Genomic DNA, 17,252 nt, shown 5'->3' on the forward strand with positions numbered 1-17,252 from the left:
AACCGCCTCTTTTGATTGGAAGCGAAGTCTTGGCCCGCAGCGGTGAATCCGTTCTGAATTTATCCACAGGGTCGCGCCCCGCATTCAGACAGATGAACGATCAGAAAACCTCGGCCACACAACACCTTAGCGAGCCGCCACCCGCCTCGATGGCATCCAGCCCCACGCTCCGGACCGCGAAACCCGCGCCGGTTTCGAGCTGCCTGCGGCTGGCGCCGCTGAGCGACGCGCTCGCACGCCGGCTCATCCAGACGGCGTTACCGGTCAGTGCGATCGCGTTGCCGGCGAACGCCGCCTGTTCGGCAGCGGACAGCACCACCACGTGCGGCCCGTAGATCGCCCTCAGCGCATCCACCAGGCCCGGCGCCAGCAACCGGTCGGGACAGACCACGGCGGCACGGCCGGCCAGTACCGCCAGCAGCACGTTGGTGTGGTACTCGCCAGCGGCGAGGTCGAACATCAACGTCGCGCGCAGGCCGAACGCCTCGTGCATGCGCGCCGCGCCGGTCTCGTCACAGCGCTCGGACAGCCCACAGAAGCCGATGCCGCGGGCGCGGTCGATGACCAGTGCCCCCGTGAGTTCGCAGGGATGCGGCTGGGTCGACAGATCGACTTCCGCATATCCCAGCGTGTCTCGGAAGAAACCCCGGATATCGGGCCGTTCCGCTTCACGCTGCCGCACCGGATGGCGCATGCGGCCGATGACCAGTCGCGGCTCCCCACCCACCCGCGCGGTGGCAAACACATTGTTGGGGAACACCGCATCCGGCGTCGCCTCGCAGCCGGGGAAGCAGAACACCGGCACGTCCTCCGACAGCGCACGATGCAGCGCATGGTGTTCGCGCAGTGCGGCGCCGGCATCGAACGCGTCGGCGCCGGCCATATAGCGGTTGTCCTGCGCGGACTGTTCCGCGCGCATGAATCCGTCCGGCGACACCAGGAACGCCGCACGCGCCGTGGCCGGCCCGACATCCGGCGCCAGCGTTCGCACGTGCGCGGCCAAGGCGGCGATGTCGCGCGTGATCATGCGCTCACGCCGCCGGGCGCAGTTCGCGCGTGGTCGCCGCCATCGCCTGCTCCACCAGCGACCAGTCCGCACCCGGCCGGTGCGCGCCTTCGCTCAGGATCTGGCGGAACGCCCTTCCACCGGTCTGTGCATGGAACAGCCCCAGCACGTGGCGGGTCAGGTGCTTCAAGGCCACGCCCTTCGCCAGCTGCTGCTCCACATACGGCCGCCATGCGCGCAGCAGCTCGATGCGCGACGTCGTCCCGCCGCCGGACAGCGCCGCCTGCATCTCGTGCAGCACGTAGGGCTCGTGGTACGCCGCGCGGCCGATCATCACGCCATCGCTGTGCTGCAGGTGCTCATGCACCTGCGCCGTGGTGGTGATGCCGCCGTTGAGCGCTACCGTCAGTTCGGGGCGCTCGCGCTTGAGCCGGTACGCCCAGTCGTAGCGCAGCGGCGGGATCTCGCGGTTTTCCTTCGGCGAAAGCCCCTGCAGCCACGCCTTGCGCGCATGCACGAAGAAGACCCGGCAACCGGTGTCCGCCACCGTGTCGATGAAGGCACGGAACAGGCCGTAGTCCTCCTGTTCGTCCACGCCAAGACGGCACTTCACCGTCACGGGAATGTCCACCGCCGCGATCATCGCCGCCACGCAGTCGGCGACCAGGGTGGGCTCCTTCATCAGGCACGCACCGAAGCGACCCGCCTGCACACGGTCGGACGGGCAGCCGACGTTGAGGTTCACCTCGTCATAGCCCCAGTCCTGCGCGATGCGCGCAGCCTGCGCCAGGTGCGCCGGCTCGCTGCCACCCAGCTGCACCGCCACCGGATGCTCGACGGCATCGAATCCCAGCAAGCGATCGCGGTCGCCATGGATCACCGCCTGCGCGTGCACCATCTCGGTGTACAGGCGCGCGTCGGGTGCAAGCAGGCGATGGAACACGCGGCAATGCGTATCCGTCCAGTCCATCATCGGCGCGACGGACAGGCGCAGGGCGGCATGCGGAATGGGGGGCGACGTCATGCCGCCATTGTAACGTGCGGTCCCGGATGGCTCAGGGCGCGGGAACGAAGCGCAACCCCACCCCCGGCTCGGTAGCGATGTAGCGCGGCGCGGTAGCGTCGTCGTGCAGCTTCTGGCGCAGTTTGCCCACCAGGATGCGCAGGTAGTGGGTGTCGTGCTGGTGGGTGGGCCCCCACAGGTCGCGCAGGATCTGCGGTTGCGTCACCACGCGACCGGCATGCTGCAGCAGCAGCGCCAGCAGGGCGAACTCCTTGCGGGTCAGCGCCACCGGCTGGCCATCCAGCGTCACTTCGCGGCGGACCAGGTCTATGTGCAGGTGGCCGTCGTCGAAACGCGGCAGCGCCGCCTCCGCCGTGACCACGCGTGTCCGTAGCAGGCTGCGGATGCGGGCCATCAGTTCCTGCACGCCGAACGGTTTGGTGACGTAGTCGTTCGCCCCCCCATCCAGCGCGGCGACCTTTTCACCCTCCCCGCTGCGCACGGTCAACATGATCACCGGCACCTGCGACCATTGCCGCAGTTCGCGCAATACCTCGTGACCATCCAGGTCCGGCAGGCCGATGTCCAGCACTACCAGGTCCGCGCCATGCGCGGCCAGGGCGGCCAGTCCGGCATGCCCGCTCTCGGCCAGCGCCACCACGTAACCCTGCGCGCGCAGGCTGATGTCGAGGAACCGGCGGATCTGCGGCTCGTCATCGATGACCAGCACGCGTGCCGGCGGCGCGGAAACGGTCACGGGGGATTCGGTAGAGGTCACGGGTCGGCCTGCGGCGCGGGGGTCAGCAGGGGCAGGGTAATCCGCAGCGTGGTGCCGCGCCCATCCCGGCCCGGCAGCGCTTCCACGCTGCCACCATGCGCGCCGACCATGCCCTGGCAGATCGCCAGGCCCAGTCCGGTGCCCTGGCGACCACGGTCGCCGCGCTCCACGCTGTAGAACATGTCGAAGATGCGCGCACGCTCGTCTTCGGGAATACCCGGGCCGCGGTCGCGCACATCGATCCGCAGCGCGCCGTCGACCAGGCGTGCATCCACCTCCACGGCCTCGTGCGGTGGCGAGAACTTCGCCGCGTTTTCCAGCACGTTGAACAGGGCCTGTTCCACCAGCGCCGGATGCACCCAGATCGGTGGCACGTCGGCCGCCACCGTGGTGACGACACGGACCTCCGGTTGATAGCGCTGCAGCCGTCCCACCGCGGAACCGATCAGTTCGTCCACGCCAATCCAGTCGCGGTTGAGGGTCAGTCCGGTGTGGCCCAGCCGGGTCATGTCCAGCAGGTTCTGGATGTAACGGTCCAGGCGCTCGCCTTCATGCTGGATGGTATCCAGCAGGCTGCGTCGATCCTCCTCGCCCATCGCACCCCAGTAGCTCGCCAGGCTGCTGGCGGAGCCGATCATCGATGCCAGCGGCGAGCGCAGGTCGTGCGACACCGAGGAAAGCAGCGCGGAGCGCAACCGCTCGGTCTCGCTGCCGACGCGCGCGCTTTCCAGGTCGGCGACCAGCCGCGTGCGCAACGCCGCCTGGCCGATGTCGTCCACCATGGCTTCGGCCAGGCGCCGCTGCTCGACGTTCAAGCGCGGCGTGTCCTGCGGGACGCGCAGGCCCGCCACCCCCAACGTGCCGCGGTCGTTGCGCAGCGGCAGGAACCACCAGTGCGCACCGGCCAGCGTGTCGGTGAAGCGGCCGGTGGGCTGCCCATGCTTCTGCGCCCAGTCCGCCGCGCTGCGATCGATCTCCGCGTCCGGCGCGGCGCCTGCGTCGGTCACGGTGGTGTCAACGCGCAACCATGCCGCCACGCCCAGCGCGTCCTCCAGCGCCTTGCGCCCCGCCACCAGCACCTGCCCCAGGTCGGCAGCGCCCGCCAGGTGCCGTCCCAGTGCCTGCAGGGCGGTGGCGTGTGCATTGGCCGCGCGCAGTGCCAGCACCTGCATGCGCAGCCGCGATGCCAGCCTGCCGGCCACCAGCGCCGCGATCAGGAACAGGAACACCGTGGTCACGCCCTGGCGCGCGCCGATATGGAAGGTGAAACGGGGTTCGATGAAGAAGAAGTTGTACGCGAGGAAGCCCAGCAGCGCCGCCACCACCGCAGCAGCCATGCGCGTGCGCGAAGCCACCAGCACCACCGCCACGATGAACACCATCGACAGGTCGTCGATGCCGATCCAGCGTTCGGCCAGCCACCCCACCGCCACCGCGAGCATCGAGGCCACGACGGCGAACGCCAGGTCATGGCGCGCCAGCAGTCCGCCCGCCGGCCGGCCGCTGCGCCGTGCACGCGCACGCGCCTCGGGGGTGTTGACGATGACGAGCTCGTAGTGGGCCGCACGTTGCAGCAGCTGTTGCGTCAGGGTGCGGTTGAACATGCGCGCCACCGGCCGCTCGCGCGTGCGTCCCAGTACCAGGGTGGAGACGCCGCTCTGCGAGGCGTGGTCCAGCAACGTATCGGCGATGCTCGCGCCATGCAGCAGTACGGTGTCGGCTCCCAGCTTGCGGGCCAGCGCGAAGGCGTGATCGATCTCCGATTGCCTGGCTTCATCCAGCGCTTGCCGCGCCTGTACCGTCACCACGGTCCACGGCGCATCACGCCGCTCGGCCAACCGTCGCGCCACCCGCACCAGATAGTCGGACTGGCCCATGCCGTCGATGGCCACCAGCACGCGGCGCCGCACCGGCATGCCGGGCAGGCCGCGCGCGGTCTGTTCCTCGCGCAGGTCGCTGTCCACGCGGTCGGCCGCCGTCTGCATGGCCAGTTCGCGCAGGGCGATCAGGTTGGACGGCGAGAAGAACGCCTGCAGCGCCTGCGATGCCTGTTCCGGCAGGTACACCTTGCCCTGGTGCAGGCGTTCGATCAGCTCGCGGGGCGGCAGGTCCACCAGCACGATATCGCGCAGGCGGTCGAACACAGCATCCGGCACCGTCTCGCTGACGCGCACGCCGGTGATCCGGTGGACGACATCGTTGAGACTTTCCAAGTGCTGGATGTTGATCGTGGTGTGCACGTCGATGCCGGCGTCCAGCAGTTCGATCACGTCCTGCCAGCGCCGTTCGTGGCGACTGCCGGGCGCATTGCGGTGGGCCAGTTCGTCCACCAGCGCGATCTGCGGACGCCGTGCCAGCAGCGCATCCAGATCCATTTCTTCCAGCCACCGTCCCTGGTAGGCCACGCGCCTGCGCGGCAGGATCTCCAGCCCCTCGGTCAGCGCGGCGGTCTCCGCGCGCCCGTGCGTCTCCACGATGCCCACCACCACGTCCCTGCCCTGCCGGCGCAGTTCGCTGGCGCGGGACAGCATGGTGTACGTCTTGCCCACACCGGGCGCCGCGCCCAGGAAGATCGTCAGCCGCCCGCCCCGCTCGCGCTGCAGGTGGTCGATCAGGGCATCGGCCTGGCGGTGGCGTGGGTCGGTCATGGACATAGTGTGCTCTCAACTGTTGCGTGACGACGGAATCGCAGGTGGAGGAGCGACATCCGTCGCGGCGTACGGGCCGCCCGCGACATCAGGACCCTCGCGCCTTGGCCCCGGGAAATCGCCTTCAAGGAAATGTTCCTCGACCTCAAGGCAATTTTCCTTGGCCGCAAGGCTTTTCTGTTCCATGTAGACCATGCGTGCTGCGTCGTCTCGGCTATCTGCCTCGGCGTCGCACCTTTCTGGTTCGGGTACGGGATTCTTTTTTGCTTGTCAGCTCACCTGAAAGCGTTGCGCGGGAAGAATTTTTCCTCGTCTTCTCACTTGTCCGCCTCGATGCCGCGCCTTTCTGGTTCGAGAGCGAGGAGATTTTCCTCGTCGCCGAACCTTTGAGCATTGGCGCCGAGGAAATCTGCTTCGTCACCTCACCTATCTGGCTTGATGCCGTACTTTTCTGGTTCGCATGCGAGGTCTTTCCCTGTGTTGTCTCGCCGAAGAAGCTCGTAAGCGGGGAGATTCTCCTCGTCGCATCACCCTTGCGCATGGCGAGCACACCCATGCCTTCTCCCCGCCTGTGGGGAGCCGCGTAGCCCGGGTAAGCGCAGCGCACCCGGGGCACCGCGACCTGTCGGCACCCCGTTCCCCGGATGCGGCCGCTGGCCTTATCCGGGCTAAGCCGGCTTCGAAGGCATTGTGCAGCCGTGACCCGCAGCGGCTTCGTCGCCCCTCACCCGCCTTCGGCACCCTCTCCCCGCAGGCGGGGAGAGGGGTACTGCCGTTCCACATCGCCAGGAAACACCCTTCTCCCCGTTTACGGGGAGAAGGTGCCCAGCGGGCGGATGAGGGGCGAGCGGAGGCTGGGCACTGTCCGGTCACGCAACATCTCCACATGCGTGCGCGTTGTTTCGCAACACTCGATCCGCCTTGCAATGCCAGCGACTGCGGCTCCGTCGGCTCCTCACCCGCCTTCGGCACCCTCTCCCCGCAGGCGGGGAGAGGGGCACTGCTGTTCCACATCGCCAGGAAATACCCTTCTCCCCGTTTACGGGGAGAGGGAACGTTCGATCCACATCGCTTGCCTACCTCCATCTCTGCGCGCGGGGCGAGGAGGAGTTACTTCTCCGCATCCATCGCCAGGTTCAGCTCCAGCACGTTGATCCGCGGCGCGCCGAGGACGCCGAACTGCGGGGCCTCGGTATGCGCGGCGACGAGGCGTTCGACTTCCGCCGCCTTGATGCCGCGCGCACGCGCAACGCGGGCGATCTGGATGCGCACCGCGGCCGGCGACAGGTGCGGGTCGATGCCGCCGCCGGACTGGGTGACCAGGTCGCTGGGCACGTCGGCTGGCGCCACGCCTTCGCGCGCGGCGACGGCAGCGCGCGCCTCGTCGATGCGCGTGCGCAGGTCCGGGTTGGTACGCGCCTGGTTGCTGCCGGCCAACGCCATCACATCGTACCCGGCCGCGGAAGGACGCGACTGGAAATAGCGGTCGTCGGCGAACGGTTGCGCGACCAGTGCCGAACCGATCACGCGACCGTCGCGTTCGACCAGACTGCCGGTGGCCTGGTGCGGGAACAGCACGCGACCCAGGCCGGTGCCCGCCAGCGAATACAACAGGCCGAAGCCGAGCAGCGAAACGGCGGCCAGCATGAGTGACGGGCGCAGCGCGCTGCGGGCAGGGGCAGGAGTGGAAGCAGCATTCATGGCAATTCCTCAGGCGCCGGTGAGGGCGGCCAGCAACAGGTCGATGAGCTTGATGGCGGCGAACGGCAGCAGCACGCCGCCGACGCCGTAGACCAGCATGTTCCGGCGCAGCAGCGCGGTGGCGCCGGCCGGGCGGAAGCGCACGCCGCGCAGCGCCAGGGGGATCAGCAGCGGAATGATGATGGCGTTGAAGATCAGCGCAGCCAGTACCGCGTTCGTCGGGCTGGACAGGTGCATCACGTCGAGCGCGCTCATCGAAGGGATGGCGGCCGCGAACAGCGCCGGCAGGATGGCGAAGTATTTCGACACGTCGTTGGCCAGCGAGAACGTGGTCAGCGCGCCACGCGTGATCAGCTGCTGCTTGCCGACTTCCACGACCTCCAGCAGCTTGGCCGGGTCGGAGTCCAGGTCGACCATGTTGCCCGCCTCCTTCGCCGCCTGCGTGCCGGAGTTCATCGCCAGGCCGACGTCGGCCTGCGCCAGCGCAGGCGCGTCGTTGGTGCCGTCGCCGACCATGGCGACCAGGCGGCCGCCGGCCTGTTCCTGCCGGATGCGCGCCAGCTTGTCCTCGGGACGCGCTTCGGCGATGTAGTCGTCCACGCCGGCTTCGGCGGCGATGGCGGCGGCGGTCAGCGGGTTGTCGCCGGTGATCATCACCGTGCGGATGCCCATCGCCCGCATGTGGGCGAACTTCTCCTTGATGCCGTGCTTGACCACGTCGGAGAGTTCCACCACGCCGAGCACGTGCTGGCCATCGCTGACCACCAGCGGGGTGGCCCCATTGCGCGCGACCTGTTCGACGCGCGCGGTGAGTTCGGCCGGCGCACTGCCACCCAACGCCTGCACGTGCTGCAGGATGGCGTCGGCGGCGCCCTTGCGGATGCGGCGTGCGCGACCGGGGCCGTCACCGGCCAGGTCCACGCCGGACATGCGCGTCTGCGCGGTGAAGGCGACGAACTGCGCCTGCGCCGGTTCCACCAGCGTGGCGCCCTGCTCGCGCGCCAGACGCACGATGGATTTGCCTTCCGGCGTCGGGTCGGCGAGCGAGGACAGCATGGCGGCATCGCGCAGCTGCGCGTGATCGATGCCGGCCAGCGGGTGGAACAGCGTGGCCTGGCGATCGCCGTGGGTGATGGTGCCGGTCTTGTCGAGCAGCAGCACATCGACGTCGCCGGCTACTTCCACCGCTTTGCCGGACTTGGCCAGCACGTTGGCGGCCAGCGCGCGGTTCATGCCGGCGATGCCGATGGCCGGCAGCAGGCCGCCGATGGTGGTCGGGATGAGGCAGACCAGCAGCGCGACGAGCAGCAGCGGGTCGAGCTTGGCGCCGACGAAGCCGGCGATGAAGGGCAACGAGACCACGACGATCAGGAAGGTCAGCGTCATCGTCAGCAGCAGCAGGCCGAGCGCGGTCTCGTTCGGCGTCTTTTGCCGGTTGGCGCCTTCGACCAGCGCGATCATGCGGTCGAGGAAGCTGTGGCCGGGCTCGGCGGTGATCTTCACCACGATCTCGTCGGACAGCACCTTGGTGCCGCCGATCACGCCGCTGCGGTCGGTGCCGGCTTCGCGCAGCACCGGCGCGGATTCGCCGGTGACGGCAGACTCGTTGATGGTGGCCAGGCCCTTGACGATCTCGCCGTCGGCGGGGATCTGCTCGCCGGCAGAGACAATGACGTAATCACCGGGCCTCAGTTCGGCCGCCGGAATGCGCCGCTCGGCACCGCCCAGCGGCGTGTCGATGCGACGCGCGACGAGGTCCTTGCGAGCGCGGCGCAACGACGCCGCCTGGCCGCGGCCGCGCGCCTCGGCGACCGCTTCGGCGAAGTTGGCGAACAGCACGGTGACAAACAGCAACGCGGTCACCGCCCAGCCGGTGCCCGGCGCGGTGGTGCCGGCCAGCGTGAGGCCGGCGGTCAGCACCGTGCCCAGCCAGACCACGGCCATGACCGGGTTCTTGAACGCATGCTGTGGGGCAAGCTTGGCGAAGGAGCTGATCACGGCGGCGCGGAAACCCGCGCTGTCGAGCAGGACCGGCGCACGGCCGGCAGAGCGTGAGGAGGAAGGATTCATGTAGGTGTTCTCAGAGCGCGCCCAGGGCCAGGTGGTCGGCGATCGGGCCGAGGACCAGCACGGGCATGAACTGCAGCAGGGTCAGGATGACGACCACGGCGATCAGGGTGAGCGCGAAGGTGGGGGTTTCGATCTGCAGCGTGCCGGGGCCTTCGGGTGCGGCGCGCTTGCGCGCGAGCGAGGCGGCGATGGCCAGCGGCAGGATCAGCGCGGGGTAGCGGCCCAGCGCGAGTACCAGCGACGCGCTCAGGTTCCACCAGTACGTGGCATCACCCAGGCCTTCGAAGCCCGACCCGTTGTTGGCGAAGGCGGACGTGTACTCGTAGAACACCTGGCTGATGCCGTGGAACGACGGATTGGAAGTGCCGGTGATCGCCGGCACCGCGAGGGTGAGGGCGGTCAGGCCCAGCAGCACCAGCGGCTGTAGCAGCACCAGCACGGCCAGCAGCTTCACTTCATGTGCTTCGATCTTGCGGCCGAACAGTTCCGGCGTGCGGCCTGTCATCAGTCCGGCCAGGAACACGCTGAGCAGCAGGTAGACGAGGAACTGCTGCAGGCCGCAGCCGATGCCGCCCCAGATGCTGTTCACCAGCATGTTGCCGAGCGTCACCAAACCGGTGAGTGGCGCCAGCGAGTCGTGCATCGCATTGACGGAGCCGTTCGACGTCTGCGTGGTGACGGCCGCCCACAGTGCGGACGGCGCCGCGCCGAAGCGCACCTCCTTGCCTTCCATCACGGCGATGTCGGTGGACGTGCCGGACAGGCTTTCGGACCACAACGCCGCGCCGGCCGAGACCAGCGACATCGTCAGCATGGTGCCGAACACCAGCGCGGTGAACTTCCTGCGCCCGGTGAAACTGCCCACCATGAAGGCGATGCTGACCGGGATGAGGATGATGGCCAGCGTTTCCAGCAGATTGGAGAGCGGCGTGGGGTTCTCCAGCGGCACGGCGCTGTTGGGGCCGTACCAGCCGCCCCCATTCGTGCCGAGCTGCTTGGCCGCAACCATCGGCGCGACCGGGCCGACCGCGATCTTCTGCTCGCCCATCTGCGCGGCGGCATCGACGGGCGTCGCCACCGGACCGCCCTGCAGCGTGGACGGCACGCCCTGCCAGGTCAGCAGCACCGACCACAGCAGGCACAGCGGCAGCATCACGCGCACGGCCGGGCGGATAACATCGGCCCAGTAGTTGCCGACATCGGCGCCACCGTTGCCCTGCGCCTCCGTCGTGTTCTTCCCTCGCCCACCGAAGAAACCGCGCAACGTCGCCACGACCAGCGCCAGGCCCATCATCGGCGTGACCACCTGCAACCCGACGATGCCGGTCATCTGCGCCAGGTGCGAGAGCTGCGCCTGGCCGGCGTAGTGCTGCTGGTTGGTGTTGGTGAGGAACGACACCATCGTGTGCAGCGCCAGGTCCCAGCGCATGTTCGGGGCGTCGTTGGGATTGAGCGGCAGCCAGGCCTGGGTCATGAAGACGAGCCAGGCCAGCAGGCCCAGCACCAGGTTGCTCAGCAGGAAAGCCTTCGCATAGGCCTTCCAGTCCATGCCCTGCGCCGGATCAATGCCGAGCAGCCGGTACAGCGGACGCTCGATCCAGCCGAACAGCGCATCGCCGCGCATCGGCGCACCGCGCATCACCGCGGCCAGGTACCGGCCCAGCGGCCAGCCCAGTGCGATCGCAAGCGCGAAGACAAGGAGGAATTCAGTCATGGGTATCGTCCATCGGCATGCGCGCACACCGCGTGATCAGCAGGAACAGGAGGCCGGCGCCGGCGAGCACGCCCGCGAGCGCCAACATCAGGTGGAGGAAGTCGGTGGCCATGGCGGCGGTCAGAACGCGGCTTGCAGCGCCGCTTCGACGCGCGAGCCGGCCAGACCCGGAAACAGGTCCCTGGCGCTGCTGTCGGTGGCGTGCGCCGTCACGCGCAGTTCGAACGGCGCTTTGAATGCCCACACCGCGCCGAGCTGCGCATGCGCGTAACTGTCGTCGTAGGCGTCGTCCAGCCAGTAGTAACCGGCGGCGGCTTCCAGGCGGACCTGCTCGTTCAACGGCAACTTCGCGCCGACCTGTGCATAGATGCCGGCTTCGTCGGTGGCCAGCGCCTCTGTGGAGTAGCCCAGCTGCGCCCAGTAGTTCTGCTTCCAGGTCAGCGTGCCGATCGCCTCGGTCCAGTTGAGGTCGACGGTGGTGGACGGATAGCGGTAGTGGGTCAGGTTGACATCGAGCGCCCAGTCTTCGGCGACGTTGCCGCTCCAGCCGAGGGTGACATCGAGTTCACTGCTGGCCCGGGTCTCCGGCGCGAACTCGACGTTCGAGCCCCACACGGCGCCGTAGAGGCCGTTGTCGGCCGACGCCTTGAAGCCGGCCTGCACCGCAGGATCGCCTTGTGTCTGGGTGGTGCCGCGCCACACGTAGTCGGTGGTCAGCGCTGCCGAGCCGCCGCCGGTGGCGGCGTATGCCGGCGCGGTGATGACGAGTGCGAGGGAGAGCGCTGCGGCGGCGCGCAAGGCAGGCGTTCGCCTGCCGGTACGGGGGAGTGCGGGTGACATGTCCGGGTTCCAGGCGGAGGGTGGTCCGCCGACCCGGACAGTCTGTTCTCCGCGCGCGTAAAGGCGCTATTTACGCTGTTCGCTGCGCCGTAAAGTCTGCGTAAACCTCTCCGGCCAACCGCGGTCAGCCCGACGCGCGCGTCCTGCCGCTGCGGCCGAGCACATGATCCGCATCCTGGTCGAAGGTGGGCGCTGCGAACGGATCGGGCCCCACGGTGCGGCCGAACGCGATCGGGCGGGTGACGCCGCGATAGCTGCCGATCACCGGATGCGCGATCTCCGCCACCATGTCCTCGGCCAGCACCTGCGGATGCTCGAACATGTCCTCCACCCGCCGCGCCGCCGCACAGGGCACTTCGTCGCCGAAGTGCGCCTCCCATTCCAGCGCATCGCGGTTGCGCAGCGCCTCGTGCAGGCGCGGCACGATGTCGGCGGCGTGCTGGGCTCGCTTGCGCACGGTGTCGTAGCGCGGATCGTCTGCCAGCGCATCCAGCCCGGTCAGCCGGCACAGCGCCTTCCAGAAGCGCTGCGTGTTCGCGGACAGGTACAGGTAGCCCTCACGCGCGGGATGGATGCCGGTGACGCCGCCCGACCGCATGTCGCGGCCGATGTCCAGCGCCTCGCCTTCGGCCCAGATCATGCGCGCGGATTGCATGGTCAACGCACTGCGCAGCAGCGACACGCCGACGAACTGGCCAAGCCCGCTGCGTTCACGCTCATACAGCGCCGACGAGACGCCGGCCGCGAGCAGCGCCGCCGCGTAGTAGTCCACCACCGAGCCGTAGATGATCTCGGGGGCACCGCCGCGCTTGCCCTGCAGCGTGCACATGCCGGTCATGGTCTGCAGCACCTGGTCGTAGCCGGCCTTGTCCTTCATCGGCCCATGCTCGCCATAGCCGGTGACGGCGCAGTAGATCAGGCGCGGATTGATCACCGACAGGCTGTCGAAGTCGATGCCGAGACGCTTCGGCACGCTGGGGCGGAAGTTGTGCACCAGCACGTCGGCCTCGCGCACCAGCCGCAGCAGCGCGGCGTGGTCGGCCGGCTGCTTCAGGTCCAGCACCACGCCCTGCTTGCTGCGGTTCACCCCGAGGAACGCGCGGCTCTCCTTTTCCAGCGTGGACGGATACTGGCGAAGGTTGTCGCCGTCCGGCGGCTCGACCTTGATGACGTCCGCGCCCTGGTCGGCCAGCAGCGTGCAGCCGTAGGGGCCGGCGATATAGGCGCTCAGATCGAGCACCTTCACGCCGCTGAGCGGGCCCGCAGCGCCCTGGCGCAGGCGCGAACGGAAGGGAGACGCGTTGTCCATGGGAGAAGCCTCCTTCAGCCGCCGCCACGACGGCGATGGCAAGTCTGTGCCACGCGGCGGACCGGATACAGCCAGCCGCCGTACTTTCTTCTGCCACAAATTCTTGCGAGCGCCGATGCCTTCATGCCGGCGGCAACGACAGCCAGGTGAGGCGCCAGGCGCCATCCACGCGGCCACCCGCGCGGTAGTACGGCCAGAACAGCAGGGGCGCGCGATAGCCCAGTTGCATGGCGATGCCCGCGCCTTCTTCGCCGTCGCTGACGGGCAGCACCTGCAGCCAATCGTCCTGCGGGCCATCCGGCAGCCGGATGGTTTCTTCGGTCTTGAAGCCATCGATCAGTTCGGTGGCGTAGACCAGGGGGCCGCGGGTCAGGCCGACGTAGCGCAGGTCCAGCACCTGCTGCCTGACGTCGCCGCCGTCGGGCGCGCGCGACTCCTGCACATTGCGCAGCGCGTGGTGGTGCAGGACGGGCCGTAGCGGGAACACGATGGTCAGCAGATCGCCCGCGCTCCAGCGTCGCGTCACGCGGGCGAAGGTGCCGGGCACCACGTCCGCGCCCACCGCCTCGCCATTCACGCTGACGGTGGCACCGTGCGCCCATGAGGGCACGCGCAGGCGTACTTCGAAGCTGGCGTCGTGCTCCGGCTCGACCTGCAGCGACACGGTACCGTCGAACGGGTACGTGGTGTGCTGGCGCAACCGCAATGCACCCGCGCGGGGATGCACCAGGCGTGCTTCCCCGGGTCCGTACACATTGATGGCCACGGCGTTGCCGGCCTGCGTGTACGCGATGGAGGGCAGCTCCTCCAGCGCCATCGCGCCGCTGGACTTGCAGCAGCGCCAATACGTGGTGTGCACGCGACGGCCATTCGGGAACGAGTAGTAGCACCAGTCCTCGCCATTGGGCGCGTGGGCACCGAGCAGATCGTTGTAGGCCGTGCGCTCGATTTCCTCTGCGTAGCGCGCTTCGCCGGTCAGGCGCAGCAGCTCGCGGTTGAGCTGGATCCAGGCCAGCAGCGAACAGGTTTCCACATACGCGTTGGGGCTGAAGCTGCCGGGCGCATTGAACACTTCGCGCGAGCGATGCGCCACGCCCCCCCACGGGCCACCGCCGAGGGTGAGATGGCGCTCGCGGATGCTTTGCCACACGCGATCCACGGCCTCGTGATAGCGCGCCTCGCCCGTGGCGCGCGCCAGCTTGGCCAGTCCGACCAGGTTCCAGGCCAGCTGATAGGCCTTGCCGGTGGCGATCTCCGCCGCATCCGCACCGGCCAGCGCGCGCGTCAGCAGCGCCAGCGGTGCGTGGGCGTCGGCCTGCGCCAGCACGTGTTCGGCCAGCTGCAGGTAGCGCGCTTCGCCCGTGGCGAAGTACAGCTCCATCGCCGGATCCATCAACACGGTCGCCGACATGCCGTGATGGTTGCCCAGCGTGGTGATGTCGATGCCGCCTTCCGTCAGCACCTGCCAGCACAGGTCGCCGATCCGGCGTGCGGCCTCCAGGTAGGCCGCGTCCGGGAAGTGGCGATGCACTTCCAGCAGGCCGAGGATCAGGTAGCTGTGCGTCCAGATGTCCCAGGTGCGCAGCGCGGGCGCGCCATCCCACGTCAGCGGCTTCGGGGGCTGCGGGTGCATGAAACGGCGCGCAGGCGCGTAGTTGCCCAGGTAGCCGTCGGGCTGCTGCCGCGAGACCAGGTAATCGGCGACACGGCGCACGTTCGCCTGCAGGCCGGCATCACCGTCGCGCGCGGCGGCACGCGCGGCGGCGACCAGCCATTTGCCGGCGTGTTCGCCGTACCAGTCGCCCTCTTCGTTGTGGTCGACATGCTGCGGCGCGAACAGGGCGATCGCGGGACTGTGCTCATCCACGATGAAATGGTGGAGGCGCCCGGCGCGGTTCGCGTCCAGCGCCGCGCCAAGCACGCCGCCCAGCGTGACCTGCGCGGGTGACGGCAGCTGCAGCCCCTCGTCGGGCATTGTCGCGGTCATCCTGCGTCCACCAGGCAACGGAAGCCGATGCGGCCGGAGCGGTCCTTGCCCGGTGCCATCAGCAGGAGCTTTCCGTGCTGGTCCAGCCGCTTGGCCTGCGGGAAGTACCAGTGCGACGTGCGCGGCTCGTAGTCGCTGCCACCGCGCACGATGGCCGCGCGGGTGTGCTCGTCGTGGAACTCGTCCGTCCATTGCCAGATGTGCCCCACCAGGTCCTGCACACCGAACGGGCTGGCCCCGGCGGGGTACCTACCTACATCGGCCGGCGGCGGCAACGTGCGGCCGCGGAACACCGGCGGCGCCGTGTCGTCGCGCCACGCATCGCCCCATGGATACAGCCGACCATCCGTGCCCTGCGCGGCGTACTGCCATTCCCACCCATGCGGCAGACGCTTGCCCGCCCAGGCGGCATAGGCGCGCGCATCCTCCAGCGACACCCAGGTGACAGGCTTGTTCTCCCACCCGGGCTGCGGCGCACCCTCGCGCCAGTCGCGCAGGAAGTGCTGCGCGTCCTGCGGCGCGTAGCCGGTCGCGTCCATGAAGGCTTTGTACTGCGCGTTGGTCACCGGGTGGCGGTCGATGTGGAAAGCCTTCATCTGCATGCGGCGGCGGTGGTGCCTGCGCGCGGTCGGCTCCCACGGAAACTGCACGTCCACGCCTTCCCACATCTGCCCTTCGATCTCGATACCCTGCACGGCGAACAGGAACTCGCCGGACGGGATCGTCACCATGCCGTCCGGCGCCGCGGCCTGCGGTGCGGTCGGCGCGATTGGCTGCAGCACCTGCGGCAACGCGGTCCACTGCGCGGACAGCGATGCCAGCGGCGTAGCGGCGCGTTCGGCCATCCGGGCCAGGAACGTGTCGAGGCCTTCTTCCTGCACGCCATCGCGCAGCGCCAGCAGCGCGCCGAAACCCCGGCCTTCCAGCGTCGTCTCCAGGATCGCCTGGCCGTCGATGATGCGTGGCGACAGCGCGGTACCGTTCCACAGGTCGAAATAACGCGTGCCGTCCACATGCGGCACGGCGAGCTGTTCGCCTTCAATCGGATATTCGTGGCGGTTGACCAGGGTCCACAACGTGCGGCCCTCGCCCGGGAAGCGGCTGGCGAAGATGCCGGCCTGCAGCGTGCGCTCGTACGGGCGCCAGTCCAGGCTGACCAGCAGCGGCGCGAAACGGCGGTAGAGGATGGCGATGCGGCGCAGCGATTCGGCATCGCGCGGGGTCAGCTGGTTCCACAGGCCCCAGACATTTTCCCACGCGTTGTAGCCCACGCCATTGAAGAAGATGTACTGCAGGTCGTGGTTGCGGTCGCGGCCCCAGCGGTTCTCGTAGTTGATCATGTGGCGCGGTTCCAGCCACTTGAACTTCGCTATCGGCGGCACGACTTCGTTCGGCGCCTTCTTGCCCCAGCTCTGCACGTTCCAGATCAGGTGCTCCTCGGCGCTGATCGTGGATTCCGGCTGCACCACCACCGGATGGCCCAGCGCATCGCAGGCGTCGAAGAACGCACGCGGCACACCGTTGTAGGTGTCGCCATTGATGCCGTCCGCACCCACCGCCTTGACGATCTTCGCGATGGCCTGCCAGTCCGGTTCGCCTTCGTCGCGGGTGCCGTTGTCCCACGGCATGGTGGTGAGGAACACGCGCACGCCGCGACGGTGGAAGTCCTCGATGGCACCCCGCAGCGCCTCCAGCCCACCCGGCAGGCTGCGGGCGAAATCGAACTGGTTGCGGTCGTCCACGCCGATATTGGGGTACACGCACCACAGCAGCACGCTGTCGAGGCCGCCGTAGCGCGCGTCCAGGTCATCGAGGTAGCGATCGACCGTATATCGGCCGGCGACGGGATCGTAGAGGTACCGGTCCTCGACCATCACCTGCGCATGCACGAAGTTGCGCTGCGCCCATTGCAGTTCCGGCCGGCGGTAGTTGGCGTCGTCGTAGCCGATGCGGGTCAGGTGCTCGCGACGCCAGTCCTTCAGTTCCGCGACCCAGTCGTCGGCCGAGGCGTTGGCATCGATCTTCCACTGGCCGATGTCGGCGAACGGCCAGCCCGGCGCCTTGCCCGGCGTGGGCAGGTAGCGCTGGGTGGTGACGTGGGAGAACTTGTATTCGGTCTTCACCGGCGATGGCAGCGCGTCGGTGGCGTCCGGTGTGTCGGAGGGATCGGGGGGCGTGGGGGAATTCATGGAATGG

The 17,252-nt window shown here is 68.7% G+C and carries 13 protein-coding genes; 1 reads left to right on the forward strand and 12 read right to left on the reverse strand.

Annotation, left to right across the window (positions count from 1 at the left end; all coding sequences use genetic code 11):
• Positions 1-100 precede the first annotated feature (100 nt).
• Genes ACIPRS_RS05915 through ACIPRS_RS05935 form a run of 5 tightly spaced genes read right to left on the reverse strand, consistent with a single transcriptional unit; the run spans position 101 to position 5,621 of the window.
• Entirely contained in the window at positions 101-1,027 is a 927-nt protein-coding gene (locus ACIPRS_RS05915) for an arginine deiminase-related protein (protein WP_446537847.1), read from the reverse strand.
• 4 nt (positions 1,028-1,031) lie between these two features.
• Entirely contained in the window at positions 1,032-2,030 is a 999-nt protein-coding gene (dusA, locus tag ACIPRS_RS05920; RefSeq protein ID WP_446537848.1) for a tRNA dihydrouridine(20/20a) synthase DusA, read from the reverse strand.
• Positions 2,031-2,061: 31 nt separating this feature from the next.
• On the reverse strand, positions 2,062-2,766 hold the full coding sequence (locus ACIPRS_RS05925) for a response regulator (protein WP_446537849.1): 705 nt from the start codon (positions 2,764-2,766) through the stop codon (positions 2,062-2,064).
• Between the two features lie 17 nt (positions 2,767-2,783).
• Positions 2,784-5,435 carry an ATP-binding protein gene (locus ACIPRS_RS05930; RefSeq protein WP_446537850.1) on the reverse strand — a complete coding sequence of 884 codons (2,652 nt, stop codon included), beginning with the start codon at positions 5,433-5,435 and terminating at the stop codon, positions 2,784-2,786.
• A 15-nt stretch (positions 5,436-5,450) separates the two neighbouring features.
• The gene (locus ACIPRS_RS05935) at positions 5,451-5,621 is read right to left on the reverse strand and encodes a hypothetical protein (RefSeq protein WP_446537851.1); all 171 of its coding nucleotides are present in this window, start codon (positions 5,619-5,621) and stop codon (positions 5,451-5,453) included.
• Positions 5,622-5,632: 11 nt separating this feature from the next.
• Here ACIPRS_RS05935 and ACIPRS_RS05940 point away from each other — a divergent pair, with 11 nt between their 5' ends.
• The gene (locus ACIPRS_RS05940; protein ID WP_337730685.1) at positions 5,633-6,022 is read left to right on the forward strand and encodes a hypothetical protein; all 390 of its coding nucleotides are present in this window, start codon (positions 5,633-5,635) and stop codon (positions 6,020-6,022) included.
• 523 nt (positions 6,023-6,545) lie between these two features.
• On the opposite strand, the gene kdpC is transcribed toward ACIPRS_RS05940, so the two are convergent.
• From kdpC to ACIPRS_RS05975, 7 genes are all read right to left on the reverse strand, one after another.
• A complete protein-coding gene (gene kdpC / locus ACIPRS_RS05945) occupies positions 6,546-7,136 on the reverse strand; it encodes a potassium-transporting ATPase subunit KdpC (protein WP_446537852.1) in 591 nt (196 codons plus the stop codon).
• Between the two features lie 9 nt (positions 7,137-7,145).
• The gene (gene kdpB / locus ACIPRS_RS05950; protein WP_446537853.1) at positions 7,146-9,206 is read right to left on the reverse strand and encodes a potassium-transporting ATPase subunit KdpB; all 2,061 of its coding nucleotides are present in this window, start codon (positions 9,204-9,206) and stop codon (positions 7,146-7,148) included.
• Between the two features lie 10 nt (positions 9,207-9,216).
• A complete protein-coding gene (gene kdpA / locus ACIPRS_RS05955) occupies positions 9,217-10,920 on the reverse strand; it encodes a potassium-transporting ATPase subunit KdpA (protein WP_446537854.1) in 1,704 nt (567 codons plus the stop codon).
• A gap of 120 nt (positions 10,921-11,040) precedes the next feature.
• Entirely contained in the window at positions 11,041-11,760 is a 720-nt protein-coding gene (locus ACIPRS_RS05960) for a TorF family putative porin (protein ID WP_446537855.1), read from the reverse strand.
• Positions 11,761-11,884: 124 nt separating this feature from the next.
• Complete coding sequence (locus ACIPRS_RS05965) at positions 11,885-13,069, reverse strand: CaiB/BaiF CoA transferase family protein (protein ID WP_337730690.1); 1,185 nt, start codon at positions 13,067-13,069, stop codon at positions 11,885-11,887.
• Between the two features lie 121 nt (positions 13,070-13,190).
• On the reverse strand, positions 13,191-15,044 hold the full coding sequence (locus ACIPRS_RS05970; protein WP_446537856.1) for a glycoside hydrolase family 127 protein: 1,854 nt from the start codon (positions 15,042-15,044) through the stop codon (positions 13,191-13,193).
• 8 nt (positions 15,045-15,052) lie between these two features.
• Entirely contained in the window at positions 15,053-17,245 is a 2,193-nt protein-coding gene (locus ACIPRS_RS05975; RefSeq protein WP_446537857.1) for an SUMF1/EgtB/PvdO family nonheme iron enzyme, read from the reverse strand.
• Between the last annotated feature and the right edge of the window lie 7 nt (positions 17,246-17,252).

It is taken from the genome of Pseudoxanthomonas sp. LARHCG66 (assembly GCF_052871755.1).